This window comes from Bowmanella dokdonensis, from assembly GCF_017254865.1.
Classification (GTDB): Bacteria; Pseudomonadota; Gammaproteobacteria; order Enterobacterales; family Alteromonadaceae; genus Bowmanella; species Bowmanella dokdonensis.
The window spans coordinates 37,732-61,071 of record NZ_JAFKCV010000009.1 but is presented as its reverse complement, the minus strand read 5'-3'; the positions used below and the strand labels follow the sequence as shown (position 1 = coordinate 61,071).

At 56.4% G+C, this 23,340-nt stretch carries 21 protein-coding genes; 4 read left to right on the top strand and 17 right to left on the bottom strand.

Features of this window, described 5'->3' with window-relative positions; translation table 11 throughout:
* Positions 1–3 precede the first annotated feature (3 nt).
* From J0A66_RS15185 to rppH, 5 genes are all read right to left on the bottom strand, one after another.
* On the bottom strand, positions 4–837 hold the full coding sequence (locus J0A66_RS15185; RefSeq protein WP_206574691.1) for a thymidylate synthase: 834 nt from the start codon (positions 835–837) through the stop codon (positions 4–6).
* On the bottom strand, positions 834–1,631 hold the full coding sequence (gene lgt / locus J0A66_RS15180; protein ID WP_206574690.1) for a prolipoprotein diacylglyceryl transferase: 798 nt from the start codon (positions 1,629–1,631) through the stop codon (positions 834–836). Before lgt ends, J0A66_RS15185 begins: the two co-directional genes overlap by 4 nt.
* Positions 1,632–1,662: 31 nt before the next feature.
* Positions 1,663–2,463 (bottom strand): sulfite exporter TauE/SafE family protein, encoded by an 801-nt coding sequence (locus J0A66_RS15175; RefSeq protein ID WP_206574689.1) that lies wholly within the window; start codon positions 2,461–2,463, stop codon positions 1,663–1,665.
* A gap of 147 nt (positions 2,464–2,610) precedes the next feature.
* A complete protein-coding gene (ptsP, locus tag J0A66_RS15170; protein ID WP_206574688.1) occupies positions 2,611–4,890 on the bottom strand; it encodes a phosphoenolpyruvate--protein phosphotransferase in 2,280 nt (759 codons plus the stop codon).
* Between the two features lie 3 nt (positions 4,891–4,893).
* The gene (gene rppH, locus J0A66_RS15165) at positions 4,894–5,421 is read right to left on the bottom strand and encodes an RNA pyrophosphohydrolase (RefSeq protein WP_206574687.1); all 528 of its coding nucleotides are present in this window, start codon (positions 5,419–5,421) and stop codon (positions 4,894–4,896) included.
* A 153-nt stretch (positions 5,422–5,574) separates the two neighbouring features.
* On the opposite strand from rppH, the gene J0A66_RS15160 reads away from it, so the two are divergent.
* Together J0A66_RS15160 and mutH are read left to right on the top strand one after the other, a co-directional pair.
* Positions 5,575–6,243: a lysoplasmalogenase gene (locus J0A66_RS15160; RefSeq protein WP_206574686.1), complete on the top strand. Its 669-nt coding sequence runs from the start codon at positions 5,575–5,577 to the stop codon at positions 6,241–6,243.
* Positions 6,230–6,910 carry a DNA mismatch repair endonuclease MutH gene (mutH, locus tag J0A66_RS15155; protein ID WP_206574685.1) on the top strand — a complete coding sequence of 227 codons (681 nt, stop codon included), beginning with the start codon at positions 6,230–6,232 and terminating at the stop codon, positions 6,908–6,910. The genes J0A66_RS15160 and mutH overlap by 14 nt, the downstream gene beginning before the upstream one ends.
* Here mutH and J0A66_RS15150 read toward each other — a convergent pair.
* The 9 genes from J0A66_RS15150 to J0A66_RS15110 form a co-directional block, all read right to left on the bottom strand.
* Positions 6,885–7,709: a transporter substrate-binding domain-containing protein gene (locus J0A66_RS15150; RefSeq protein WP_206574684.1), complete on the bottom strand. Its 825-nt coding sequence runs from the start codon at positions 7,707–7,709 to the stop codon at positions 6,885–6,887. The two genes, mutH and J0A66_RS15150, sit on opposite strands and share 26 nt — an antisense overlap.
* A 39-nt stretch (positions 7,710–7,748) precedes the next feature.
* Positions 7,749–8,888, bottom strand: a complete 1,140-nt coding sequence (locus J0A66_RS15145; RefSeq protein ID WP_206574683.1) for an ABC transporter permease — start codon at positions 8,886–8,888, stop codon at positions 7,749–7,751.
* Positions 8,885–9,811, bottom strand: a complete 927-nt coding sequence (locus J0A66_RS15140; RefSeq protein ID WP_206574682.1) for an ATP-binding cassette domain-containing protein — start codon at positions 9,809–9,811, stop codon at positions 8,885–8,887. Before J0A66_RS15140 ends, J0A66_RS15145 begins: the two co-directional genes overlap by 4 nt.
* Entirely contained in the window at positions 9,804–10,745 is a 942-nt protein-coding gene (locus J0A66_RS15135) for an HlyD family secretion protein (RefSeq protein ID WP_206574681.1), read from the bottom strand. The genes J0A66_RS15140 and J0A66_RS15135 overlap by 8 nt, the downstream gene beginning before the upstream one ends.
* A complete protein-coding gene (locus tag J0A66_RS15130) occupies positions 10,742–11,365 on the bottom strand; it encodes a TetR/AcrR family transcriptional regulator (protein ID WP_206574680.1) in 624 nt (207 codons plus the stop codon). The genes J0A66_RS15135 and J0A66_RS15130 overlap by 4 nt, the downstream gene beginning before the upstream one ends.
* Positions 11,366–11,442: 77 nt before the next feature.
* On the bottom strand, positions 11,443–13,830 hold the full coding sequence (locus J0A66_RS15125; protein WP_206574679.1) for an endonuclease/exonuclease/phosphatase family protein: 2,388 nt from the start codon (positions 13,828–13,830) through the stop codon (positions 11,443–11,445).
* A 3-nt stretch (positions 13,831–13,833) separates the two neighbouring features.
* Positions 13,834–15,111 (bottom strand): glycosyltransferase, encoded by a 1,278-nt coding sequence (locus J0A66_RS15120; RefSeq protein ID WP_241264231.1) that lies wholly within the window; start codon positions 15,109–15,111, stop codon positions 13,834–13,836.
* Complete coding sequence (locus tag J0A66_RS15115) at positions 15,108–17,354, bottom strand: hypothetical protein (RefSeq protein WP_241264230.1); 2,247 nt, start codon at positions 17,352–17,354, stop codon at positions 15,108–15,110. The genes J0A66_RS15120 and J0A66_RS15115 overlap by 4 nt, the downstream gene beginning before the upstream one ends.
* A 3-nt stretch (positions 17,355–17,357) precedes the next feature.
* Positions 17,358–18,191, bottom strand: coding sequence for a TVP38/TMEM64 family protein (locus J0A66_RS15110; protein WP_206574678.1), 834 nt, complete (start codon positions 18,189–18,191; stop codon positions 17,358–17,360).
* Positions 18,192–18,542: 351 nt separating this feature from the next.
* On the opposite strand from J0A66_RS15110, the gene J0A66_RS15105 reads away from it, so the two are divergent.
* Positions 18,543–19,217, top strand: a complete 675-nt coding sequence (locus tag J0A66_RS15105; RefSeq protein ID WP_206574677.1) for a response regulator transcription factor — start codon at positions 18,543–18,545, stop codon at positions 19,215–19,217.
* On the opposite strand, the gene J0A66_RS15100 is transcribed toward J0A66_RS15105, so the two are convergent.
* From J0A66_RS15100 to J0A66_RS15090, 3 genes are all read right to left on the bottom strand, one after another.
* The gene (locus J0A66_RS15100; protein WP_206574676.1) at positions 19,214–19,690 is read right to left on the bottom strand and encodes a CBS domain-containing protein; all 477 of its coding nucleotides are present in this window, start codon (positions 19,688–19,690) and stop codon (positions 19,214–19,216) included. The two genes, J0A66_RS15105 and J0A66_RS15100, sit on opposite strands and share 4 nt — an antisense overlap.
* 122 nt (positions 19,691–19,812) lie before the next feature.
* Positions 19,813–20,937: a helix-turn-helix transcriptional regulator gene (locus tag J0A66_RS15095; RefSeq protein WP_206574675.1), complete on the bottom strand. Its 1,125-nt coding sequence runs from the start codon at positions 20,935–20,937 to the stop codon at positions 19,813–19,815.
* Between the two features lie 27 nt (positions 20,938–20,964).
* Positions 20,965–22,476, bottom strand: a complete 1,512-nt coding sequence (locus J0A66_RS15090; protein WP_206574674.1) for a CYTH domain-containing protein — start codon at positions 22,474–22,476, stop codon at positions 20,965–20,967.
* Between the two features lie 147 nt (positions 22,477–22,623).
* Between J0A66_RS15090 and J0A66_RS15085 the strand changes: the two genes are divergently transcribed.
* On the top strand, positions 22,624–23,229 hold the full coding sequence (locus J0A66_RS15085) for a TIGR04211 family SH3 domain-containing protein (protein ID WP_206574673.1): 606 nt from the start codon (positions 22,624–22,626) through the stop codon (positions 23,227–23,229).
* Positions 23,230–23,340 lie beyond the last annotated feature (111 nt).

Sequence of the window (23,340 nt, the reverse complement as noted above, 5' to 3'; positions counted from 1 at the left end):
AGCCTAAATCGCCACGGGCGCCTTGATGTGCGGATGAGCCTGGTAATTGAGCAATTCAAAATCCTCAAACTTAAAGGCAAACAGGTCCCTTACCCCGGGGTTGAGTCGCATGGTGGGCAAGGGGTGGGGTTCCCGCTGCAACTGGGTATGAGCCTGCTCCAGATGGTTCAGGTAGAGGTGCGCATCACCGAAGGTATGCACAAAATCTCCCGGCTGCAGACCACAAACCTGCGCCACCATCAACGTCAGCAGGGCATAACTGGCAATATTGAACGGCACACCGAGGAAAATATCGCCGCTGCGCTGATACAACTGGCAGGACAATTTTCCCTCCAGCACATAAAACTGGAACAGGGTATGGCAGGGGGGCAACGCCTGGCGCCCCCTGGCGGCATTTTCTTTGGGTGAATACCTGGTGTCCGGCAGTACGGCGGGATTCCAGGCGCTGACGATCAACCGGCGGGAATCCGGATTGGTCTTAATCTGCTCCACCACCTCCGAGATCTGGTCGACAATCTGACCGTCGGCACCCTGCCAGCTTCGCCATTGCCTGCCGTAAACCGGACCAAGCTCACCTTCCTCCGTCGCCCACTCATCCCAGATACTGACCTGATTGTCTTTCAGGTAAGCAATATTGGTCTCGCCTTTTAAAAACCACAGCAGTTCGTGAATAATTGACCGCAGGTGGCATTTTTTGGTAGTGACCAGAGGAAACCCCTCGGACAGATTAAAACGCATCTGATAGCCAAACAGACTCAGGGTACCAGTGCCGGTGCGGTCTTCCTTTTTAACGCCATGTTCCAGTACATGACGCATCAAATCGAGATACTGCTTCATGAATTACCTTTGATTTCCTGCGGCTTCTTGTCCCTTACCATTAACCATAGTCCAATCAGAATCATCGGAATGCACAATAGCTGCCCCTGGGACAGCATGCCACTGTACAGGCCCAGATGAGCGTCAGGCTCACGGAAAAACTCAACGATAAAGCGGAAGCAGCCGTAGCCGGCCAGGAACAGTCCCGATACCGACCCCATGGGCCTGGGCTTGGCACTGTACCACCAGAGTATGACAAACAAAATGACCCCTTCGAGGAGGAATTCATATAGCTGGGAAGGATGCCTTGGCAGAGGTCCTGCCCCCGGGAACAACACCGCCCAGGGCACATCGGTGGTGCGTCCCCACAGCTCGGCGTTGATAAAATTACCTATCCTGCCGGCTCCCAGACCGATGGGAACCAGGGGTGCCACGAAGTCGCCGACCTGCAGGAGATGGGCGCCGGTTTTTCTGGCAAACCACCACAAAGCAGCAATCACGCCCAACAGTCCGCCGTGGAAAGACATGCCCCCGGTCCAGATTTTCAACAGGTAGAGGGGATCCTCGAGAAAATGCCCGAACTGGTAAAAAAATACATACCCCAGACGCCCACCTATTATCACCCCAAGAAAACCGTAGAACATCAGATCACTGAGCTGTTCCCTGCTCCAGGGAGTACGATCGAGTCTGCGACCGGCCAGGTACCAGGCCGCTATGAAGCCCAGCAGGTACATGAGGCCATACCAGCGGAGGCTGACCGGACCGATGCTGAAAATCACCGGATCGATTTGCGGAAAAACAAAATACTCACTCATCAAAAGTCCTGTGCAGTCAGGTGACTGTTGCTTAGCTTAAAAACATGCGCAAGCTTACTAGAATCAGGAAGCCAGCAAAAATTTTCTTCAGGGTTCGGGTTGGCAGGCTATGACTCATCCTGGCCCCAAGGTTGGCAGTCAGCATGGACGTGCTGACAATGGCGGCAGTGGCCGGCAGATATACGTAACCCAGGCTCCAGACCGGCAGCTCATCATGATCCCAGCCAGCCCAGGCGAAACTGGCACTGCCAAACAACGCAATCACCATACCGCACGCCGCCGCGCATCCGATAGCAATCTTCATGCTGATCCTGAACCACACCAGCGCCGGTACCAGCAATGCGCCGCCACCTATGCCCAACAAAGAGGAGAGGCTGCCTGTTACCAGTCCTATGCCGAGCAATTTTGGTTCGCTGAGTCTGGCGTCTGAGGTAGGGTTTTTACCAAATGCCATTCTCAGTGCCAACAGCAGCACCAGGGTGGCAAAAATCCGTTTGAGTATTTCTGCTGGCATATGGGCCGCCAGTTGCGCACCGAACACCGCCCCCAGGGCTATGCCCATCGAACAGGTGACAAAAATGCGCATATCCAGATTGCCGAGCCGGTAATGGGTCACAAAAGACGAGCAGCCGGTAAAAATGATTGTGGACAGGGAGGTGGCCACCGCCATGGGCATGACAATATCCAGAGACCAGCCCATCTGTACCTGCATCAGATAGACCAGCGCAGGTACGATCACCAGGCCTCCGCCTATGCCCAGCAGGCCCGCCATGTAGCCGGCGAAGGCGCCAAGCAGGACACAGCTTAGAAGCAGAATATAAATGGGTTCCAATACTTTACCTTGTTTGAATGTTACCGATCCTGACACCGGCTTCCTTAGGTTGTCATTCGGCGGACCACAGCATCAGGGCGTTGTGGGAAGAACCAAGGCCGTTGGCGATCTATCGCCCGTTACCTCTCACATGTGACTGGTCGTCTGTTATTTCCCTGCCCTGACCAGGCCGCCCAGGCCCAGAGCTTCCAGATGGCGGTTAATTCGATCCCGCACCTGATGGGGATGTTCCAGCTCAAGCACTTCATCCAGCAGCAAACGGGCATCGTCCATGCTGAGGCTGCGGATCACCCATTTTATCTTGCTCAGATTGAAGCTGTTCATGCTCAGCTTGCGATACCCCATGGCCAGCAGCAGGATGGCACCACCCGGCTCTCCGGCCAGTTCACCACACAGGGTGACGGGTTTATTCAAGCTCTGTGATTCGTCAATAATAAACTTCAGAGCCTTGAGTACTGCCGGATGATAGCTGTCATACAACGCCGAAACCCTGGCGTTATTCCTGTCCACCGCCAACAGGTACTGGGTCAGGTCATTACTGCCAATGGAGAAAAAATCCACCTTGGCGGCCAGTTGCGGTAACTGATAAATCACCGCCGGCACTTCCAGCATCACCCCGACTTCGGGCATGACCAGCTTCTGCCCGTCCAGTTGGGCTTCCTCGGCCACTTCATAAAAAGCCTGCCGAATCAGGCGACGCGACTCATTGACCTCATTGACCGTGGTAATCATCGGCAGCATGATCTTGAGATTATCCAAACCCAGGCTGGCCCTCAGCATGGCGCGAACCTGAACCAGAAAGATCTCCGGGTGATCCAGCGTCATACGGATACCACGCCAGCCCAGAAAGGGGTTTTCCTCGACGACGGGAAAATAGGGCAGAGGCTTGTCTCCCCCCACATCCAGGGTCCGCATGGTGATAATTTTATTCGGATTGGTCTGCAGCATGGCCCGGTAGAGCTGGCATTGTTCCTGCTCTGAGGGAAAACGCTCCCTCATCATAAATGGCACTTCGGTACGATACAGGCCCACGCCATCGCTCACATCGCTGTTCATGGCCTCCAGTTCGGCAGACAACCCCGCATTGATCAACAACTCAACCCTGTGGCCATCCTTGGTTTCGGCCGGCAGATCCGCCTGCTGTTGCAGGCGCCCCATCAGTTCTTTTTCTTCGTCAATGAGTTGCTGGAATTCCTGGCGAATACTCTGGCTGGGCGAAACGATAACTTCACCCGAATAACCATCCAGCAAGATCTCCTTGCCGCTTAGCAGTGACAGGGGCACATCCGTCAGTCCCATAACCGCAGGCAGCCCCATGGCTCTGGCCAGTATCGCCGCATGGCTGTTGTTGGAGCCACGCATGGAAATGATGCCCTGCAACTTGCCGCGGGGAAACTCTGCCAACATGGAGGCACTGACTTCCTCTGCCACCAGTATGGCCTTGTCCGGCACCGGAGCGGGTACATGGCTGGTCTTCATCAGGTGGCGCAATACCCGGTTGCCCAGATCTTCCACATCCACAGCCCGCTCCTGCATATAGGGATCGTCCATGCCGCGAAACTGGTTGATATAGCTCTCCACCACCATTTTCAGGCCAGAGGCCGCATCCCAGCCCGCGTGGATGCGGGCTTCCACCTCGTGGCCAAGGCTGTTGGCATCGAGCAGATGCTGGTAAAGGTGAAAAATGGCCAGCACGTCATCGGGCACGGTGCCCTGCATGCGGTCGGTCAGGCCTTCCACTTCTTCACGGGTCAGACGAACCGCTTCGCGGTACTGGGCGACTTCCTGGACCGATTGGCTGGAACGGCGCAACATCTGGGCGCGCAGACTGAATTTGAGATTGTGTGTATAGCCACGGCCAATAGCCAGTCCCGTGGCGCCGGGCACCCCGCGCAGGGACTTCTGCCACTGCTTCTTACTGAAATCATCGTTGAGGTTAAGGGCGCCACGCGCTTCGGCATGGGCGATTTCCAGCGCTATCTGCGCCGCCAGGGTAACCAGAAAGGCTTCTTCGTCTTCGCTGAACCTGCGTTTGCGCTTCTGCTGGACCGTCATCACCCCCAGAACTTTGCGTTGGTGGATAATGGGCGTGCCCATAAAGGCGTGGTATTTCTCTTCCTTGACCTCAGGATAATGCTTAAACCTGGGGTGGCTCTGGGCATCCTCAATATTGATGGGTTCTTCACGCTGACCGATCAGGCCGATGAGCCCTTCTGAAAAGCCGATCGAAACGCGCCCGATGGCGTCCTTGGACAAGCCCTCGGTAGCCATCAGGGTAAAATGCTGCTGATCATAGCTGGCCAGATAAATGGAACAGCAATCCACCCGCATGGCCTCTTTTAGACGAAGGGCCAGACAGGTGAGCGCCTCATCCAGTACAGGGATCTGGTTGACTTCCTGAACGATGCGCTTGAGTTGCCTCAGCATGGGTCAGCTCCTGCGTCTGCGTCTGGGTTTGCCTGCAGCCGGGGCCGGCTTATTCTGGGTCGGCATGGCAATAGGCACAAACTCTTTCATCACCCGACGATAGACATCGCGCTTGAAAGACACCACATTACGGATAGGATACCAGTAGCTGACCCAGCGCCAATCATCAAACTCGGGATGGCCAGAATGCAACAGGTTGACGTCCTCTTCCTTGCAGGTCAGCCTCAGCAAAAACCATTTCTGCTTCTGGCCGATGCAGACGGGATCACTGCCTTGTCTGATCAAACGCTTGGGGAGTTTATATCTGACCCAGTTCTTGGTTACTCCGAGTATTTCCACATCTTGCGGGTTCAGCCCCACTTCCTCGTGGAGTTCCCGATACATTGCCTGCTCTGCAGTTTCACCTTGATCAATTCCGCCTTGTGGAAACTGCCATGAATGCTGGCCATAGCGTCTTGCCCAAAATACTTGCCCTATCCTGTTGCAAATCACTATGCCGACATTCGCGCGGAATCCTTCGGCATCAATCACTTAGACTCCCGGGCATTAGTTCTTTTCTAATCACGCATTCTTCCATAAACTAGGGAGCTTTCAAAGCACCCGGCGATATTTATCTGACATTGCAGAACCCGGCACCGACGGGAGCAAGCCGGGTTGGTCTACTTCTAACCTGGACGGCCGCCAATGAGAAGCACCCACTGGAATCTTGTTTTTGCCGGCAGCAGCCTGTTCTACCTGTTCAGCCTGAGTTTCCGTCCTTATCCGCTGGACTATCTGTTCAAGGCCCTGCCCATTGTGTGGCTGATGATACTGGTCCTGAGAAATGCCAGCAGCAACAAGTATCTGTTGCTGCTGGCGCTGGCATTCTCGGCTACCGGTGACGTGTTACTGGCCCTTCCCCTGCGGCACAGCTTCGAACTGGGCCTGGGGGCATTTCTGCTGGCACAGGCTACTTACAGCATTAATTTCTGGCGTTTCCGCCAATGGCAGTCCTGGAAGATATGGCCGCTGCTGACAGTGGCCGGCTTCGCCGTTTTCATGTTGTGGCAGTTGCTGCCCAGTCTGGATACCATGCGCGTGCCCGTACTGACCTACCTGCTGGTCATCTGTGTTATGGCAGCCACCGCAGTGCTGGCAGACCGGCGGGGGCACTGGCTGATAGCAGGTGCAGCCTGCTTTTTGCTTTCTGACGCGCTGCTGGCCTGGAACCTGTTTCTTTCCCCTTTGTCCCATGCTCCCTATACGGTAATGATTACCTACTATGCAGCACAATTCTGTCTGGTCAATGGCGCACTCATAGCCGCTCCGCTGGCCAGTGATGAAGAGCCCCTGACGGCCGATGCAACCCGCTAGACACCCGCCCCGGAGCCTGCAGGAGCTGCTTGATCGGGCAGGGAAGCTGGCCGGATTCACCCTGGGAGAGTTGGCCGCACTGGCCGGTATCGAAACCCCGTCGAACCTGCGCCGTCATAAAGGTTGGACCGGCCAGTTGCTGGAGCTTTGGCTGGGGGCGGAGGCCGGCTCCAAACCCCAGCAGGATTTCCCCTCCCTGGGCGTCGAACTCAAGACCCTGCCTATCGACAGCCAGGGCAAGCCGCTTGAAACCACTTATGTCTGCTATGCTCCTTTGATTGGCGTTGCAGGCCTGACCTGGCAAACCTCCAATGTAAGAAACAAACTGTCCTGTGTGTGCTGGGTGCCCATAGAAGCCAGCCGGCACATCCCCCCCGCCGAGCGAAGGGTGGCCAGCGCTTTTGTCTGGCAGCCCAGCGCTGCCCAGGAGCAAGCCATGCGCCAGGACTGGGAGGAAATCATGGAGAAGATCGCCCTGGGAGAAGTGGATAGCGTCACGGCCCGGCATGGAGAAGTGTTGCAGCTCAGGCCCAAAGCTGCCGACGGCAGTGCCCTGACCCAGGCCGTGGGGCCAAACGGCGGTTTCATTCAGACCCGACCCAGGGGCTTCTACCTGAAAAAAGCCTTCACCCATGCCATTCTCAGTGACGTTTTTGAGGGGCCATAATCAATTTTGTCCTGTCAGCATCTGCTAGGGCGTAGGCCTGCAGAAGCGCCGCTATTTTCTGCCGGTTTTGTTGCAGATACAGGTTAAAGGCAGCCAGCTCCTGCGGATGCCGGACGGTGGAAAGCCGGTAGCCGATGCTTGCCTGGGATGGAGTAGTCTTTGAGTAGACCAGAGATTGCGTGTCATATCCCAACTCCCTGGCCTGGTGGCGCACTGCCATCAAATCCAGATCCAAACCGTCCAGTTCCTTGGCGTACAGCAGTCGAATCAGTACGCTCAGTGAGTTGTCCTGTTCGAAGGCGATGGTGCCGGCATCAATCGCTTCCTGCCAGTACCAACTGGGCGTAAATCCGTACAGCGTGCCGACCCGCTTAAAATCTTCCAACAGTTTGTTTTCGTTGCCAGCCAATACCACCGCCGATAACGGCAGGGTGACGATATCGTCGCTGTACAGCACGTTACCCTGTTTGGAAACCCACCAACTGGGATGGTCCGGCAGGCGAAAGTCCACTTTCTCATCATCCAGCCAGTTCTGAAAGCGCTTGATGGGAACCGACACATACTCGAATTGAATGCCTCTGGAAGCGGCGAAATCATCGAGAATTCTGATCAGAAGCCCCTTGTCCTCCATCTCGGGGGAAAAATCGAAGAAGGGATAAAATCTCAGGGCCTCGACCCCTACTATAAACGTCTTTTTGACCGGTACCTCCTCAGCCTGAAGCAAAGGAGGGCAGATCAGCAGACACATCAGCAAGCAGCGGATTACAGACATTTGCATGGCAGCCAGGCGACAGTTCATCTGCTTTGAGCCTAGCCGTAAGCTGGCAGAATACCAATCTCAATCCAATGTCCTCCGGTAACGCAATATAGCCAGCAATCCTACAGCCAGGATAAACAGCACCAGGGCTAGAAACTCCAAATGCAAATGGCTGAAGGTATTGCCCTTGAGCATGATGCCCCTGACCAGGCGCAGAAAATGAGTCAGGGGTAGCAGTTCACCAAGCTGTTGTGCCCAGATCGGCATGCCCCGGAAAGGAAACATAAAACCGGACAGCAATATGGAGGGCAGGAAAAAGAAAAAGGTCATCTGCATGGCCTGCATCTGGCTGGCTGCAATGGTGGAAAAGGTAAAACCCAGACACAGGTTGGCGATGATAAAAACCATCACCGCGCTCATCAACAGCGCCAGGGAGCCGAAAAAAGGCACCTGGAATAAGTATCTGGCGGCCAGCAGGATAACGGCAGTCTGCACCAGGCCCACCAGAATATAAGGAGTGATCTTACCGATCATCATTTCATGTGGACGGGTCGGCATGGCGAGCAGGTTCTCCAGATTGCCCCGCTCACTCTCCCTGGTCATTGCCATGGAAGTGATCATCACGCAGGTCATGGTCAGGATAACCCCCAGTAAGCCTGGCACAATATTGTACTGGGTAATGCCCTGGGGGTTGTATTTCCGTTGGATGATCAGCTCCACCGGCATTTCACTGCTCTTTGGACGGCTCAGCGGACCTTTCAGCTCGGTGCGAAGGGCGCTGCTGATGATCCCTTCGGCCCTGGCAATGGCATTGGAGGCCGCTGCCGGATCGGTAGCATCCGCCTCTATCAGCCACTGCGGGCGCTCGTTGCGAACCAGTTTGGCGGTGAAACCTGCCGGCACATAGATAAAAAAGGCCACTTTGCCCTCTGCCAGCAATTTGCTGCCGTGGGCGGGACTGTCGGCCCGATGGCTGAACTCATAATAACCCGACTGTTCGAAGGCACTGACAATGCGCCTGACCACAGCGGAGTCGTCCTCCACATACAAGGCTGTGGGCAGATGGCGCGGATCCATATTGATGGCATAGCCAAACAACACCAATTGCACGATCGGCAGCGCCAGCATCATAGCGAAGGTCATACGGTCCCTGCGCATCTGCACCAATTCCTTGACCAGAATGGCATAAACTCTCAGCAGACTGGCCCCAATGCCGTTCATCCATGCTCCCGCTTGTCCACACCGGCCTGTTTCATCAGGTCGATAAAGGTGTCCTCCAGGCTGGGTGCAATCTCCTGCCAGTCGGCCTCATCCATAAACGGCCCGAGCTGGCATTTCAGCTTGTCCCTGTCCCTGCCGCTCACATGCAATGCCGTTCCGAAATAGGCCACATGTTCTATGCCGTCCCGGCCCTTCAGGGCGTCAGCCAGCCGCCGGACATTCTCGCCTTTGCCCTGGAAGGTGATCAGGCCACACTGGGCAATGACGTCATCCACAGTTCCCCTGGCCAGTACCTTGCCATGGGCCAGATAAACGATTTGATCACAACGCTCAGCCTCATCCATATAATGGGTGGATACCAGTACGGTAACGCCCTCATTGGTCAGGCGGTGGATCTCGTCCCAGAAATCCCGGCGGGCTTGTGGATCCACTCCCGCAGTGGGTTCATCCAGCAACAGAAGCTGCGGCTTGTGCATGGTGACTGCCGCCAGTGCCAGACGCTGTTTCCATCCTCCGGACAGTTTGCCGCAAAGTTGATCCTGACGGTCGCCTAACCCCAGTTCGTCGAGAGTTTTCTGCACTACCTTTTGACGCGCGCTCAGGTTGTAAAGTCTGGCCACAAATTGCAGGTTCTCCCGCACCGACAAATCCTGCCAGAAGGAAAAGTGCTGCGTCATATAACCTGATAGCTCTTTGATCTTCCTGGCTTCTTTACGTATGTCATAACCCAGGCACGTGCCCTCACCCGCCGAAGCCTCCAGCAGACCGCAGATCATACGAATGGTGGTGGTCTTGCCCGAGCCGTTGGGGCCCAGAAAGCCCCACACCTCTCCCTTGGGCATGCTGATATCCACATTGCTGACCACCTGGCGACCGGAAAAGGACTTGCAAAGGCCTTTGACGTCAATGGCACATTCAGTCACCAATCTGCACCTCGACAGGAATACCCGGCCTGACCGTGTCCCCGGACTCAAATGCGGCTTCAACCAGAAACACCAGTTTGTCGCGACTGTCCTTGGCATACAGGATGGGCGGGGTGAACTCGGCGTGAGGGGACAGATAGCGGATGCGGGCTCTCAGGGGTTGTGTTCCTTCCGGCAACCAGACCTCCACTTCCTGACCCAGTCGCAACCTGGCATGCACCTCTGCCGGTACATAAAATCTGGCCTTGAACTCCTGGCTCAGCAGTATGGACATGACCGGCGTGGCCGGACTGACAAATTCTCCCACCCGGAAGAACAGCTCCTCCACCAGCCCTCCCTGACCGGCCTGAATACTGCGTTGCTGCAATTGCCAGCGTGCAATGCCAACCTGCTCGCTGGCGGCTGCCAGCTCTTCAGTGGCGGCGTTGATCTGATCCGGCCTGGCACCGAGCCTGGCCAGTGCCAGTTGTCTGCTCAGTGCATCCAGCCGCGCCAGCGCCGCCTGATGAGCCGCTTCTGCGTTATCCAGTGCCGACTGAGAGGCAAGCTGCAGACTGGCCGTTTGACGGACCCGCGCCAGCTCTAGCCGGGTTATCTCTACCGTACTGGCGGCTTCGGTCATCTGCGCCTGGATCCGGGCCAACTCTTCCTCCCTGGCACCTTTTTGCAGATCCTCAAGTTTGGCCAGGGCCTGTTCGCGTCGGTGCTGGGCCTGTCTAAGTTCAGCTCGTTCCCGCTCCTGCTCCAGTACAAACAGCAACTCGCCTGCCGACACCTTCTGTCCTTCCCGAACAGGTTGTTCCAGCAGCCATCCGGCCTGTGGTGCCGCTACCAGCAGCTCTTCTGCCTCCACATAGCCTGTATACCTGGGCGGGGACTCAGCCTGCTGGCAGCCAGCCAGCAGCAACAGCCACAAGAACGCCGTTCTGTTCATGGCGCCTCCGGTCTCAATGCCTTCATCAGCATCTGTTGGTGGCATTGGAACAAGGCTTGTAAATCCAGTGCTTCATCATCGTGCGGTTCGAATACAACCGTCCAGATGGCGCTGAAAATCACCGGCGCTATCATTAACCTCGCCACATTCTCGGCATCCTCGGTGTGGATCTCCCCGGCTTCACATCCCTTTCTCACCATAATGGTCAGCGCCCGGTGGCCCCTCTCTATCACCTGCTGACGATATTCCCTGACCACCGCAGGAAACGCAAAGGCATCACCAATCAATACCTTGGCCACCTTGGGCACACTGGATTGGCGAACCAGAAGGGGCAACTGCTGGCTGAGCATATTCAAGGTGGAAAAAAAGCCGCTGGACTGCACCATCATGCTTTCCATCATTTCCACCCTGGGAATGGCGACCGCCTTGATAATATCCAGAAACAGGGCTTCCTTGGAGGCGAAGTACAGATACAGGGTGCCCTTGGACACCCCCGCCCGCCGGGCAATATTGTCCATCTTGGCTGAACTGAATCCCCGCTCGAAAAACTCATCGAGACCCGCATGAATAATTTGTTCGCGACGCAGATCCTTGGCCGCTTCGCTATTGGCTCGTTTCATTGGCTTCTAAATAACTGACTGTTCAGTCATTAAGAATAGCAATCTGAGTCCGACAGTACCAGTTTAATTCAGGCGGCCTATGGCAGGGCGATGTCGGCGATTAACGGCAGGTGATCCGACGCCACCCGGGTCAGATGATTACGGGGCACTTGGACCTTGAGGGTGGAAAGGGAATCATCCATCAGGATATGGTCCAGACAGGCCAGCGGCCACCTGCCCGGAAAAGTTTGCAGAAGCCGGTGTCCGGGCAGGGATAGCTGGGCATCATACAATGTTTCCCTGAGCCTGCGATGGATAAGGGAGGAAGGCCAGGCATTGAGATCCCCACAGAACAACAGCGGTCCCTGGCAGTCAGCATGCCCCAGCCATTGCTGCCCCAAAAGACACTCAATCTGGGCCCGTCTCTCGCGGGGCAGCAGGCCAAGGTGCGTATTGATAATCTGCAACTTGCTACCTTCCACCGACAGCGTTGCCCAAATCGCCCCTCTGGGCTCCAAATTTGGCTTGTCGGCCAGCCCCGGCAACAGATCCTTTTTCACCAGTTCCATGGGGAAAGGCGAAAGTATGGCGCTGCCATACTGTTCTTCCTCTAGGTGCAGGGTCGGATGGAAATGAAAAGCCATGTCCAGGTATTCGGCTATAAGATGGGCCTGATCCTTGCCGCCACTGCGCTGTCGCCTCACATCCAGTTCCTGCAGGGCGACAATATCGGGTTTATAGCGGGCGATCACCCTGGCAATCCGCTCGATACTTACCTGGCCATCCATCCCCCGGCATCCATGCACATTGTAAGTCATCAGCCTGATCCTGCGGGTTGACCGGGCTGCCTTATGACGCCTGACTGTCCTTCCGGCGTGCCCCCTGTCGAACAGTGAAAGGGCCGCCTGGCGCAAATCGGCTGCACGCAGATTACGACCGCCCGTATCCGGCATGTGGCTGTCTTCAGGAAGGAGTACAAAAGCCTGGGTCTCTGATGCTGTCAGTCCGGCATGGGAGCCATTCTCATCGGCAAATGTCAGGGGCTCGTGTCCCTGGCACCAGCCAAGCAGTGTCAGGCAACCCGCATCCTTGTGCCGACAAAGCCTGGGAAAGTCTTCCTGCAATTGTTCCTTAAACGGATGGTCCTCGCCCACCAGCTCCGATATCTGTTGAGGAATACGCAGACTGCCCTGGCGGGTCCAGGCGATCAACTGTTGCTGGTGGCGAACGATGACGGCCGGAACGCCCTTTTCCACCAGGCCTTTTGCGATGGCAGTCGCCTGCTGGTCGGACAATTCCACCGGCGGATAGATAAAACCCACAGGCCCCAGACAGGCCAGATCGAAGCGTTGTCCCTCATCTTCACCAAGGACCTCCAGCGGTGCCATCACCAGTTTCTTCAACCCGCGTCCCCCCAACAGCCCTGCCCTGGCCCGTTGTACGCTGCTTTTATCCTGAGGCTGACGTGAGGAGCTGGTGATCCCCTGCGCCTCAAGCTCTGCGGCGACCGCCTCGGTCAGGCTCAGGGTAAATTTGTCGTCATAGGCGCGGGTGGCCACCTGACCATGATCCGAATGGATCCAAACCTCATAGTCTCGCAGATGGGCCCGATGTGCAGCCCGCCAGATGCGGGCAATGGCATCATCAATACCCTTGAGCGTCCAATGGGCAAAAGCGGACCCCGGCCCCCGCCGATGGGACTGTTCGTCATAACCGATAAAATTGACGTGCAGAATGGGCAGCCCGCGACTGATGTCCATCTTGGCACCGATGACGCAAAGCTCTCGCAGCAAAATACAAATGCTGACCCGCATGGGGATAAACTTCAGTTCCTGGATAAAGTCGAAGCCTGCCAGGGTACCCTTAACAAGATCAAAGACTGCCAGCGCCAGCTCCAGCAATAACAGCAAACCCACCCGGACGAAACTGTAAATGTTAGTCAGAAAGAGTACCAACAACACCAGTGGATTGGCTGACCTCAGGGCCGGTCCCCAGCCCAGTGCCGCCGGGCAGAAATGGGCTTCTTCGGCGCCGCCGGTGAAGATATCGCAATAGGCACTGCCGCCTTTCAGCAAGGGTTGGGCCTGTTCCCTGAGGCGCTGCTCGACGTTACTGGCTGCCTCGGGCTGATACATGCGCACCACTTCACCCGAGTCGGAGCGCTGATAGCTGAAGGCCGGCACGGCAGTTTTGACCCCGTAAAAAAGCTCTGCCTGAAAGGCGGGGGTAGAGCTGGGCAGCCCTGAATACAAAGTATCAAGATGATAATGCTCTTTGTGCATCAGCCGCCGCAAAAAAGGCAGTTCCCCTCGCGCCATGGCCTTGTCCAGCTCCGCTCTGGCCAGGCCATCTATTTGAATAATCACCAGCCCCGGGCGGGTTGGGCTGCCTTTGTCGTCGGCCAGGCCCATCAGCCTGGCAAGCCAGCGGCTGCTGTCCAACCAGCGGCGAAATCTTCGCCAGCGACTCTCGATTCGGGACAACATCTGCTAGCTCTCCTGCTTGCCAAGCGCTGAGTCGGCAGCGGCAGCCAGGCCACTTAATATGTCCCATTCAGCCTTAATACGTTTTAGGGTAAGCTCCCATTGCTCTTCCATACCCCGGTGTGACGGCCTGGGGCTGAGTTCGATCAACCGCCGGTAGTGTTGCAGGGCCTGCCGGGCGGTATTCTCGATGGACAAGGCATTGGCCGTTTGCCTTGCCTTCTCGCGCATGGCCTGCCAGCTCTTGGCCGGCAGAGAAAAAAGTTGTTGCAAAGCCAGGCCAAAAGCATGGAGGTCCTGGCTGGCCAGCATGCGGCCATTCTGTCCGTCTCTCAATACTTCCCGCACTCCTGACGCATCCAGGGCGAGCACCGGCAGACCCGCTGCCATGGCTTCTGTGAGCACCATACCCTGTGTCTCACTCAGGGAGGTGAAGGTAAACAGATCCATGGCGTGCAGGCCGTCAACCAGATCCCGGCCTTTCTGCACCCCGGCCAGGCAGAGCTTGTCTTGCAGTCCCTGGTCAGTAAAAATCTGCCGGATCGCTCCCTCGCTGGGGCCCCCTCCCACCACCAGAAAGTAGATGTTGCGGCTATCCTTGGCGATAAATTCAGCCACCGCGCTGGCCAGGAAACCCAGGTTCTTCTCTGGTGCCAGACGCCCCATATGGCCTATCACCAGAGCGTCAGCCGGCAAGCCGTGACGTTGTCGGAAACCTTCACCATCCCCAGTGGAAAAGTAGGGGAAATCCACCCCGGTGGGTATCACCTCAAGGGGCTGCGTGACGCCTCGCTTGAGCAGGAGCTGCCGCACCGACTCGCTGGGTGCCAGAACCTGGTCGCACAAATTGGCATAGCGGGTGCTGAGCTCAATAACAAACTTGCGCAGGGCCGGAGAATCGCCCGGCACGTAATGGGTGTATTCCTCATACAGGGTATGATGGGTAAAGACCAACGGCAGGCCCCGTCCACGGGCAATACGAATGGCTGTCATGCCGAGCAAAAAAGGATGCTGGGAATGAACCAGATCCGGCTCGAAGTCATCCAGGGTGCGGGTCAGAAATGCCGGGATTGGCAGGGCCACGGAAAAATCACTGGCGTTGAAATTCTGCACGGCCGGCACCCTGACCACGCCGTCTTCCCTTTCCGGCATCCCTGCAAAGGTCGGTGCCACAATCAATACCCTGTGGCCCTGCTGCCGATAGGCCCCGGCAAAAGCCTGCACGGAGCGGGCCACGCCTCCTACATGGGGCAGATACGTATTGGTCAGCAGCAGTATATTCATCCACTCTCCCGCTCAAGTTCCAGGCATTCGGTTCCTGGTTTCGCCCGGCTGATCACAAAGCCGGGTAGTCGCACCTCAACCGGGGGTTCCTTGTGATGCCAGTTGGCCTGCCAACTGACTTCCACCCGATCACTGCCCCGGGGGATGATTTCCACCTTGATACTGCCGTGTTTCGTATGAACAGGGCCGAGTGAAATGGGTTCCTGATGCCCGAGCCAACGCTCCGGAATACCGCTGCACAGTACCAGTCCCTCACCTTCCTCCCGCACAAAACACTGGTGCTGCATCAGGACCCACTCGGCGGCCGCCCAGACATGATGGCCGTCGCCCATACAGCCGCCACCGGTTTGCGGATGCACGGCCTCCGGCCATTGGCCTGTGGGTGTGGCCAGATTGGCCACCGCATCCATAAGCGTCTGGAAACGTTTATCACCGGCCCTGAGCATCACCTGTGCCGCATGCAGGGTCAGATAGGCATTGAGTCCCGAATGAATCATGTCCTGGAAAAACAACGTCTGTACAAAACATTTATCGAGCAGGAACGCCACGGTGTCCAGCAGCCGCGGGTCATCTTTTTCATACAGCTCAAGGGGATAACCGCAGGCCAGCGAACCTATGGCACCGGCATCCAGCCGCCTGTAGGGAGAGGCCGGCATGGCAGGCCTGTTTAGGCGTTTTTGGCAGTGTTCAAGGCTGCGCGATACCGCCTGCTCAAACTCTTGAGCGGCCAGTCGATACTTCTCTGCGAGCTGTGGCTGTTCGTCGGCCAGCAACCCGGCCGCAGCGTTCAGGCCGGCGATGCCCCAAAAATCATCCCAGTAGTAATAGTCGTTGGGGCCCAGATGCTCGGCGCTGAATCCCGGCGGAAGCAGACCCGCATGGGGCTTCCCGCCTTTGTCCGGCAGTCGCTTGTGAATAATCCAGTCCGCTCCTTCGCGGATGGCTTTACGCCATTGGGACTTGACCGGTTTGCCCGTCAGTTGGCTGTAACGCTGCAGTATCCAGAGCACTTCGCCATTGGCATCCCACTCCCCTTCCTGGGAACGAAAATAACCGCTGCGGGTCTGGCGTTCGGGAAACTTGTCCAGGGTGCGCTCCACCCGCCGGGCCAGGCCGGCGCTTAGCATGGCATGCAGAATGAAAGCCGCGTCCCTGAACCAGAATCTTTTATAGGTGTAGGGACCCGGATACACATCTCCCGGCGAATGCAGCAATAAAGACGTCAACGCACCCTCATACAACTGACAGTATTTTTCTTCAGGACATTGCAGGCGACTTTGTTCCTGGCGCAGTGTCTGCCACTGGTTGTTAGGCGTCAGACTGTACCGGTGACGGGACAAGGGGATGCTGGCGCGTATTTTCCGGGTCTGACCGGCCTTGACGTCGAACAGGGCTGCTGCGGTGGCCATGCCCACATCACACTGAACCGACTGTTGTTCAGCCTTGTCATCCAGATGCAGGGCCACATCGCCGCCGTGATACTCAGAAGCCACATGACGCTCAGCCGGCTCACTGAAATCGACACGTTTGTCTTCGTCCACTGTCCAGCCATCCCGTTGCCGGTTCAGATCTATCTGATGGATAAAGCTCACACCTTCGGGGTTTTGGGGTCGCAGCGACAGGACCAGCTTCGCGTTCTGGGTGGCATCGGCGGTCAGCTCAAGTATGCAGACCGGGATCCCCTCCTGCCATTCCACCCAGGCCACCTGGGTCAGGCGCAGTCCCTCTTTCTCAGTGGTGGTAGCCACCCGGACATCTTCTTCCAATTGCCATTGCTGGAATGCGCTCTTGCACTGACTGGGATACAAGGGATCACCCTTATCAGGCTTGATCCAGCCGTCCAGCGACCAGCCGTCCAAAAAAGGGGTCAGCAACCCCCTTGGATCGACAATCGGCAATTCCTCACAGTCGGGCAGACCCACGGCAGTCCAGTTACGATGGGTCAGGTTGACATGGGTGATGGAGAAAGCCCGGGGAATAAAGGCCTGATCGGCGGGGTCGAACTGGCGCTGCACCCAGTAAGGCCATACCCAGTCCAGATTATGCTGTATCACCCGGCTGTTAATCAGCCCCCGGGCATGGAAGACCACCCCCGCGCGCAGCAGCTCCACCGGTTCTCCCACTTCAGAAGGCTGAGCGAAGCGGTGCAACCTGGAAAGCAGAGCAACGGGGTCGAGAAAGCCGTGGCTTCTCGCCACATAGGTCAGCACGAATCGCCAGGGTAACCATTTTGTCCAGAACATGGCTCAAGTCTCCCGTGTTTTTGTGGCATACCTGGCCAGTGCCCGGCGTGCCAGACGGTTGATGTAATACAGGCCAAACAGGGTGACCAGAAAGCCCAGTCCGTAAAGTCCCCATTGCCAGGGCTGCCAGTCGGCGCTTCGCTGCCCCAGGGTGGCCAGGTTGGCAGCCAGGGACCCCAGATAGGCGTTGTGCAGGGAGAAGGGGATAAAGCCAACAAAGGATCCCACTATGAAGCCCGTAAAAGAAACCGGCACCGCACCAAAGGCATAATTGGAGATTTTGCCGGGGAAGAAGGGGATCAGGCGGGTCAGCAGGACGATTTTCCAGCCATGGGGAACCAGTGCCTCAATGACCAGATTCAGCTTGGCGTGAGAAAGCAGCTTTTCCCGGATGGTCGTACCCAGCAGATGCCTGGACAGCAGAAAGGCAATACCTGCGCCCAGGGTGGACCCGATCACCACATAGAGGGTGCCTTCGAGTGCCCCAAACACAAAGCCGGCGCCGGTGGTCAGCAGCACACCCGGCACCAAAAAAACCACTACCAAAGCCATCAACAACACGAACAACAACGGCGCCCAGATACCCTGTTCATCGAACCAGACCAGCAGTTCCAGCAATTGCTTGTGCAGATCAAAATACAACATCAATCCCACCAGCAAAGTAACAAGCAGGATGGCAGCCACCACTATCCTGGTCAGGTTCAGCTTACTGAACCCGGACAATCCCTTGGTGCCCTGCCTGGTCTGCGATTCTACCGAGCCGCTTTTGTCCTGCCACGCCGTCAGTCTGGACTTATGGATATCCGCTCCTCCTGCCAGCGAAAAGGATTCAGGCATTGAGTACAACGGCAACCTCCCTGTGCCTTCCTCCTGTCCGTTCTGGCTCCTGCTAAATCAAACTCTTACTGCCAGTGTAGTAACTGAGGACTCAAATATACCAATTGGATTGATCTTTAGTGCAATCAGGACACCCAGCAAGGAATCTCCGAAGGTGCGATCTGGCAGACACAGGTTCTATATCGAAAAGCTGCAGGCAGAAGCCCTCCTTTGTGAGCGAAGTGGACAAAACCAGCCCCCCTGCGTTGACCACTTTCGCTTTAACCAACCTTCATGTGGGCGGAAGCCGGCATGGGGGAAATTCCCACCCTGCTACAATTGATCCCAGGCATCGGGAGGACAGGAGAGAAGATGCACCGTATTCTGATCATCGATGATCAACCGGTATTTCGCCAAGGTCTGGTCAGCCTGCTAAGCGCACAAGCCGATATGCTGGTCTGTGCACACAGCGAGGATTTTCAGCAGGCCGTGCCTTTGATAGAGGCAAACCGGCCAGATATGGTGATTCTGTCCCTCTGTGTGGATCCCAGCAACGCCATGCAGACAATTCGTTACCTGCATGCCAATCGGCCGCAGCTCCCTGTGCTGGTTATCTCGCAATTCGACGAGGCCCTGTATGCCCAACGGGTAATACGCGCCGGAGCCAGTGGTTTTGTTGGAAGGAATACCTCCATCGAGGGCCTTTTGATGGCAGTGAGCAGGCTGCTGAGCGGCAAGCTGTATCTGAGTGACGGCCTGTCTGACCATTTTTTGTCACTGCAGATGCGCGGGCATTCTGCCCTGTGTCCGCCCGAGGAAAACTGTCTGTCCAACCGGGAAATTGAAGTCTTTGCTCTGCTTGGCCAGGGCCTTTCCACCCGGCGTATCGCCAGACAGTTGCACCTGAGCAGCAAAACCATCGACACACACAAGGAGCACATCAAAACCAAGCTGGGAGTGACAGACAATACGGCGCTAATCCAGCGGGCCGTCATCTGGCTGATGGAGCAGCAACCCCAATCCACAGAGAACTGCCCTGCGCGCTAAATACGCGCCGAGGCGACAACCCCTTCATGGCCACGGTGGTTGCAAATAGCGGCCAGGGTATCGGCGACTTCCCCGGCGTTCACTTCCTTATCGCGACCATGCTTATAGGCCAGCGCGATGTCATTGAGGCAAATAATGCCCACCAGCCTCTGCTCTTCATCAAGCACCGGCAGTCGCCTCAGCTTGTGGTTCTGCATGGCATTTTCGGCACTGAACAGCTCCTCATCCTGCTGGCAGCTCACCGGGTTTTTCGCCATGATGGACGCCACCTGGATATCAGCCAGCAGCCTGTTCTGCAGATAGGCGGCCATAGCGATATCCCGGTCGGTAATCATGCCTACCAGGTTCTTTTCGTCGTCAAGCACAGGCAAGGAACCAAAGTCGTGATCCCACATAAGCCGGGCCGCTTCGCTCAGATTGTCCAGTTGGTTAAGAAAAAAAACATGGCGGGTCATCACCGCTTTGATCTTCATCCCTCCCCCTTTTTGATATTAGCTTTCTCACAGACAAGCCTAGCGGTACGGGGGCTCCTTGGACTCAGGGTTCGTCTGAACCTGTGATGGGAGAATTCCCTAATCTTTGCCGGCCTCCTCGCTCACAGCAAAGTGCTTTCATCCTTTCCTTTGCCTTCGCGGCCCATCTGCTGGATATATTTGACAAATACCCCACTGAGGAACTTCTCCGAGTCGAATCCCAGACGTCTGGCCACATCCGATACCCTGGCGTCGCTTCGCATCAGCACATTCTTGGCGTACTCCAGCCGGTAATGGTAGACAAAGGCACGGAAGTTACGGTTGAGCAGCTTACGGGTGGCAATGGCCAGGGCATTGGGGTTTACTTCGGCCACCCTGGCGAATTCGCGGATCCGCAAGCCTATATGCTTATAGGCTTTGTGCTTGATCATCGCCTTTTCCGCCTGGGACAGGACCTCTTGCAGATAGGCATCCGAAAAAGTGTGACTGGCCAGTATTTTGTAGTCCAGCGGGCAAGGTGAATAGCGCCGCTTGTCCATCAGTACCAGTGTCAGCAGGACAAACATCAGGTAATAGCAGAAACTGATAAAGCTGCGCCATTCGGTGAAGGACAGGAGGTTGAAAGCCACCAGCAAGGTGACAATCAGCGCCAGGAAGGCCAAGGTGATGAGGCCGCCGAAACTGCGGATCGCCACCGAAAAACGGTAAAAATGAGTATCCACCACCTGATCTGACAGATGATGCTGATAATCGCTTATCCTGCGTTCCACGCCAAACGCCAGCACGAGGACGAAAAAATGCAACAGGGCCATATAGGCGTACAGGGGCCAGTGTTCCTTTATCTGGCCAACCGGCGCGCTTTGCAGCAGGGTCACCTTGTACGCCAGCGGCGCCAGCGGCGCCAGCAGAAACGGCAATTCCAACCCAAGCATCAGCAAAGCCGGCGCCCAGATTATCCAGGGCTTGTAGCGGCTCTTGTCCAGCACCAGCCTGGCCACGGCCAGAGACAGCAGGGCACTCAGCACCACCGGCATACAAAAAAACAGGCCGGCAAGAAAATACCAGTCCTGGCTGACGTTGAACGCCAGCAGGTAATCATCCACCAGCAGGGTGGGGGTAAACAGCACCGCCAGGATCATCTCCCTGGCGTGGGGAAACTCATCGAAGCGCACCCAGACCAGCAGCAAGGGCAGCAGCCACAGGGCCAGCGCCATCAGCACGAGACTTTGATATTGGGTAAACAACATATTTCTTCGCTTGCCACCCGGGTCCGTTTATTTCCAGTAAGGTTCCATTTTTAATGCCGCTTTGCGGCTCTGCTCCATTACGTCCAGCAAATGGGTTACTTTGTCCTTACTCCAGGCCAGCAGCTCTTCGCTGTCCTGGACCTGGGCCACTTCCAGTTCAGATTTCAGCAGGCTCAGAGCTTTGAGCTCTTCCACACCATCGATGATATCCAGCCAGGGTGCCCGGAACTGATCCCGGTGTTCCGGCGCAAACAGGCCTGCCAGGAACAGGCCGTTAAACAGGGTTTGACGCAATAGCGGTTCGCTGGACAGGTAATGCTGAGCTCCCATCTTCTTCTTCCTGGGCATGCTCTGGCTGACATTAAACCAACCCTGGGCCAGCCAGCCTTTGGCATGTTCAACCACCGGGGCCTGCCATGCCTGGTTACCAGTCCGCCACGGCAGCCGGTAGGGCAATGCAGCCAGTTCCAGTTGCAGACGGCTGTTACACTTGCGCCGGATCAATTGCCGGGGTTCATGCCGCAGCAGCAGCCCTTCAAACCGCCCGCGCAAATAACTGAGCAATTCCTCACTCCTGGCCAGCCGCTTGCGAAACGGCCCTTTCTTTGAGCGCAGGGTCTTGATGCCCATCAGGGTATCGCACCAGAACCAATCGTTCATCTGCTCCATCAGACTGTGCTGAAGGTCCAGCAGCCTGTCACATTGCAGTATGGGTAAATACAGGCTGATGGCCTGGGAAACCAGATGGATGCCTGTGTAAATGCCGCGCAGGGCCCGGGGCTTTTCGGTGCTCAGGTAGCATTCTTCATGATATTGCCAGTAGGCAAGGCCATAACGGATGGTCCGGCAAAAGGCAGTCTCCACCGTATCTTCCCGGGCCAGATCGAGAAAATCCGGTAACTCCCTGGGTTCCAGTTCCTGGCCTTCACTGAGCAGGTAACCCCGGGCAGCCTTGCTCAGGGTACCCAGCCGTAGCGGAATGATTTCCGACAGCTTGTCTGCCACATCGAACAACCGGTTCACCTGGCCTTTTTTCAGCTCTATCTCAATCTCGCTGATGGGCAACTGGTGCGAGTCCGTGGCAATCTGGCCTTTGTCAAAGACCAGTTCCATGACCGTGCCGTCCTCGAAGCTCAGCAGATAGACCTGACGATGGAAATGGGTGGTAAAGAGCGCCCGGAGTTGTTTCTGCAACTCGTCAATCTGCACACCGTCCGGCCAGATGGCAGGATCGAAGCGGGTCAGATCCGGATGCTGATCTTCCAGCGCCACATTGTACTCGGGTCTCTGATGCAGGCCACCCGCTGACTGCCCGGCTGTCTTGACTGTCTGCACGAAACGCCCGTCCTGGCCCCTGACCCGAAAGCCTATATCCAAGGCGCGCAAGCGCTTGTCCGGGGTATCAAAATAACGATTGGACAAGGCCAGACGAGAACTTTCGCAACGGGCGTCCAGGGTTGGCAACAGTTGCTGCTCCAGCAGGGAAACAACATCCAGATTTGCGTCAACCAGTAATTTCAGTTCTATTTCAGTTTCCATTGGCTCGCCTGAGTCAGCCTTTTGGCAAGGGGTAAACATTACCCGCAAGGGCCTGGCTTGGCAATTCTCCCATTGGCACCAATCACTTGCCTTTCCCCCTGCCACGCCATACCATCGTAAAAAATTTCAACCGGCTACTGTTTTTCCATGTTCAAATCCTTTTCTCTGCCGTTGCTTGTTTGCTTATCAGCGCTACTCACGCCAGCCCTGGCCCAGGAGCCCAGTGATGGCAGTGGCAAAACTGTCTACATCAGTGACGATCTCTACACCTTTATGCACGCCGGTCCGGGCAGAAATTACCGCATCCTGGGCTCGGTGGTCGCCGGCACCAAGGTTACCTTGTTGCAGGAAGACGACCAGGAAGGTTTTGTCGAGATCATAGACGATAAGCAACGCACCGGCTGGGTGGACGGGCGCTTTATCAGCAACGAGCCCTCGGTACGTGAAAGCCTGCCACAGGTTCAACAGGATCTGGACGAAGCAAAAAGCGCCCTGCAGGAAGCCAGGCGGGCCAATGATCTGCTCAATCAACAAATCCTTGATCTGAATTCCCGCAATAAGCAAATGCAGGAATCCCTGCAGTCTGTCCAGCAGGATTATGGCAAGGTAAAGCGGGAGTTGGACAACAAGGACAACAAAGTACAGATCGAATGGATGACCCGTGGCGGCATCATCGCCCTGGTCGGCCTGGTACTGGGTGTGATCCTGATGCTGATCCCCAAGAAGCGTCGCCGCAACGACGGCTGGATGTAGCCAGGCTGCAGCCGGCTTTGTAAAGCTGTCTTAACAGACCTCACTTGCAAGTTCCCCGGCCCGGTCTTTACCGGGCCAGTTTGTTTACCCATCCTAAGCCTTGGAGCCCTT

Coding starts and splice junctions, on each gene's coding strand:
- J0A66_RS15185 (WP_206574691.1), bottom strand. CDS start 837: ATGAAGCAGTATCTCGATTTGATGCGTCATGTACTGGAACATGGCGTT.
- lgt (WP_206574690.1), bottom strand. CDS start 1,631: ATGAGTGAGTATTTTGTTTTTCCGCAAATCGATCCGGTGATTTTCAGC.
- ptsP (WP_206574688.1), bottom strand. CDS start 4,890: ATGCTGAGGCAACTCAAGCGCATCGTTCAGGAAGTCAACCAGATCCCT.
- J0A66_RS15160 (WP_206574686.1), top strand. CDS start 5,575: ATGAGAAGCACCCACTGGAATCTTGTTTTTGCCGGCAGCAGCCTGTTC.
- mutH (WP_206574685.1), top strand. CDS start 6,230: ATGCAACCCGCTAGACACCCGCCCCGGAGCCTGCAGGAGCTGCTTGAT.
- J0A66_RS15150 (WP_206574684.1), bottom strand. CDS start 7,709: ATGAACTGTCGCCTGGCTGCCATGCAAATGTCTGTAATCCGCTGCTTG.
- J0A66_RS15145 (WP_206574683.1), bottom strand. CDS start 8,888: ATGAACGGCATTGGGGCCAGTCTGCTGAGAGTTTATGCCATTCTGGTC.
- J0A66_RS15135 (WP_206574681.1), bottom strand. CDS start 10,745: ATGAACAGAACGGCGTTCTTGTGGCTGTTGCTGCTGGCTGGCTGCCAG.
- J0A66_RS15130 (WP_206574680.1), bottom strand. CDS start 11,365: ATGAAACGAGCCAATAGCGAAGCGGCCAAGGATCTGCGTCGCGAACAA.
- J0A66_RS15125 (WP_206574679.1), bottom strand. CDS start 13,830: ATGTTGTCCCGAATCGAGAGTCGCTGGCGAAGATTTCGCCGCTGGTTG.
- J0A66_RS15120 (WP_241264231.1), bottom strand. CDS start 15,111: ATGAATATACTGCTGCTGACCAATACGTATCTGCCCCATGTAGGAGGC.
- J0A66_RS15115 (WP_241264230.1), bottom strand. CDS start 17,354: ATGTTCTGGACAAAATGGTTACCCTGGCGATTCGTGCTGACCTATGTG.
- J0A66_RS15110 (WP_206574678.1), bottom strand. CDS start 18,191: ATGCCTGAATCCTTTTCGCTGGCAGGAGGAGCGGATATCCATAAGTCC.
- J0A66_RS15105 (WP_206574677.1), top strand. CDS start 18,543: ATGCACCGTATTCTGATCATCGATGATCAACCGGTATTTCGCCAAGGT.
- J0A66_RS15100 (WP_206574676.1), bottom strand. CDS start 19,690: ATGAAGATCAAAGCGGTGATGACCCGCCATGTTTTTTTTCTTAACCAA.
- J0A66_RS15095 (WP_206574675.1), bottom strand. CDS start 20,937: ATGTTGTTTACCCAATATCAAAGTCTCGTGCTGATGGCGCTGGCCCTG.
- J0A66_RS15090 (WP_206574674.1), bottom strand. CDS start 22,476: ATGGAAACTGAAATAGAACTGAAATTACTGGTTGACGCAAATCTGGAT.
- J0A66_RS15085 (WP_206574673.1), top strand. CDS start 22,624: ATGTTCAAATCCTTTTCTCTGCCGTTGCTTGTTTGCTTATCAGCGCTA.